The sequence below is a fragment of the Streptomyces sp. NPDC002265 genome, assembly GCF_040296125.1.
In the GTDB taxonomy this organism is placed as follows: domain Bacteria; phylum Actinomycetota; class Actinomycetes; order Streptomycetales; family Streptomycetaceae; genus Streptomyces.
This window is the reverse complement of the sequence record NZ_JBEOWS010000619.1, coordinates 1-2,539: the sequence shown is the minus strand read 5'-3', so window position 1 is coordinate 2,539 and position 2,539 is coordinate 1. Positions and strand designations below refer to the sequence as shown.

The window sequence follows — 2,539 nt, the reverse complement described above, 5'->3', positions numbered from 1 at the left end:
TCAAGGCCGCCCACAAGTCGACCGTCTGGTACAGCCCCGAGGCCTTCACCCAGGCCGGCGTCAAGCCCCCCGCCTCGTACGACGACATGCTCAAGACCGGGCACACGATCTCCGACTCCGGCCTGTCCGCCTTCTCGGTCGCCGGACAGGACGGCTGGACCCTCACCGACTGGTTCGAGAACATCTACCTCTCCCAGGCCGGCCCCGAGAAGTACGACGCCCTCGCCGCCCACAAGCTCAAGTGGACCGACGCCTCCGTGGTCAGCGCCCTCGGCACCCTCGGCGAGCTCTTCAAGGACAAGGAACTCGTCGCCGGCGGCCAGAAGGAGGCCCTCAACACCGACTTCCCCGGCTCGGTGGAGAAGGTCTTCGGCCCCAAGCCGGACGCCGGCATGGTCTACGAGGGCGACTTCGTCGCCGGAGTCGCCCACGACCAGTTCAACAAGACCATCGGCAAGGACGCCGACTTCTTCCCCTTCCCCCCGGTCGGCAGCGGCACCGCCCCGGTCGTCAGCGGCGGCGACGCCGCGGTCGTCCTCAAGGACGGCAAGAACGCCAAGGCCGGCATGAAGCTCCTCGAATACCTGGCCACCCCCGAGGCTTCGGCCGTCTGGGCGAAGGCGGGCGGCTACCTGTCCCCGAACAAGAACCTCCCCCTCGACTCCTACGCGGACGACGTCACCCGCGCCACCGCCAAGTCCCTCGTCGACGCCGGCGACTCGGTCCGCTTCGACATGTCCGACCAGGCCCCCGCGGCCTTCGGCGGCACCAAGGGCGCCGGCGAGTGGAAGCTCCTGCAGGACTTCCTGCGCGACCCGTCCGACCCCAAGGGCACCGCGGCCCAGCTGGAAGCCGCCGCGGCCAAGGCCTACCAGGGCTGACGGACCATGACCTCCACCCTGGTCGAGGAGACGGTGGGCCCATCGGCCGCCGCAGCCGCCGAACGTGCCCGCCGCTCCCGGCGGCGGGCACGCCTGGGCGCCCTCCTGTTCGTCTTCCCGGCGCTGCTCCTGCTCGGCGCCCTCGTCGTCTATCCCGTGCTGTTCTCCGTCGGCCGCAGCTTCTTCGACGCCTCCGGCACCCGCTTCGTCGGCGCGGGCAACTACACCGAGATGTTCCGCGACCCGGCCACCCTCACGGCCGTACGCAACACGGCCGTCTGGGTCGTCGTCGCGCCCACCCTGCTGACCGGTCTCGGCCTCGTCCTGGCCGTCCTGGTGGAGAAGGTCCGCTGGGCGACCGCGTTCAAGCTGCTGCTGTTCATGCCGATGGCCGTCTCGTTCCTGGCCGCCGGGATCATCTTCCGGCTCGCCTATGACGAGGACCCCTCCAAAGGTGTGCTCAACGCCGCCGTCGTCGGCGTCCACGACGCGTTCAAAGGCACCTCCGCCTACCCGACCGCCCGGGCCCGCGACGGCCACGGCCTGACCGCGAGCCCCGACGGCTCCTACCGGAGCAGCCGCCAGGTGCCGCCCGGCACGTCGGTGGACTTCGGGATGGTCGGCGTCGCCCCCGCCGACGTGCCCGCCGCCGCACGGCCCGCCTACCCGGCCGCCCGGCGCCCGGTCGCGGCCGGCGAGGTCGGCGGAGTCGTCTACCTGGACTTCACCCCCGGCGGGGGAGGCCGACAGGGCGAGGTCGACCGCAAGGAGAGCGGTCTGCCCGGGATGCGGGTCGAGGCGGTCGACACCGACGGCACGGTCAGCGCGAGCACGACCACGGCCGCCGACGGTTCCTACCGCTTCTCCGGTCTGAAGTCCGCCGACTACACGATCAAGCTTCCCGCCTCGAACTTCGCCCAGCCCTACCAGGGCGTGTCCTGGCTCGGCCCGGCCCTCGTCACCCCGGCAATCATCGGTGCCTACCTGTGGATCTGGACCGGCTTCGCCATGGTCCTGATCGGAGCCGGGCTCGCCGCCCTGCCGCGCGACGCGCTGGAGGCGGCACGGATCGACGGCGCCAACGAGTGGCAGATCTTCCGGCGGATCACGGTGCCGCTGCTGGCCCCCGTGCTGACCGTGGTCTTCGTGACCCTGGTCATCAACGTGATGAAGGTCTTCGACCTCGTCTACATCATCGCGCCGGGCCCGGTGCAGCAGGACGCGACCGTCCTGGCCACCCAGATGTGGCTGGTGTCGTTCGGCGGCGGCAACAACCAGGGCCTGGGAAGCGCGCTGGGCGTGCTCCTGCTGCTGCTGGTCATCCCGGCCATGGCCTTGAACGTCCGCCGCTTCCGAAGGAGTCAGCGATGAACGCGATCCGGCGCGGCCTGGGCAACAGCCTGGTGCAGGCCTTCCTGGTGGTGACCGGCCTGGTCTGGCTCACCCCGCTCGCGGGACTCCTGGCGTCCTCCCTGCGCTCGGCCCAGGACACCGCGAAGGGCGGCTGGTGGACCGTGTTCTCCAGCCCCGGCCAGCTGTCCTTCGACAACTACACGGCGCTGTTGAAGAACTCCGGCATGACGCAGTCGCTGTGGAACACGGTGCTCATCTCGGTGCCGGCCACGTTCCTGGTCGTGGTCATCGCGGCACTCGCCGGC

At 70.7% G+C, this 2,539-nt stretch carries 2 protein-coding genes and 1 pseudogene; all 3 read left to right on the top strand.

Annotated features, from left to right (window positions below; translation table 11 throughout):
- Positions 1-881: ABC transporter substrate-binding protein (locus ABT085_RS45615; protein WP_351622957.1), on the top strand; the 881-nt coding region annotated here is incomplete at its 5' end.
- 6 nt (positions 882-887) lie between these two features.
- Positions 888-2,252 (top strand): ABC transporter permease, encoded by a 1,365-nt coding sequence (locus tag ABT085_RS45610; RefSeq protein ID WP_351622954.1) that lies wholly within the window; start codon positions 888-890, stop codon positions 2,250-2,252.
- Positions 2,249-2,539 (top strand): annotated as a pseudogene (locus ABT085_RS45605) (carbohydrate ABC transporter permease); the annotation flags it as partial. The gene ABT085_RS45610 and the pseudogene ABT085_RS45605, both read left to right, overlap by 4 nt.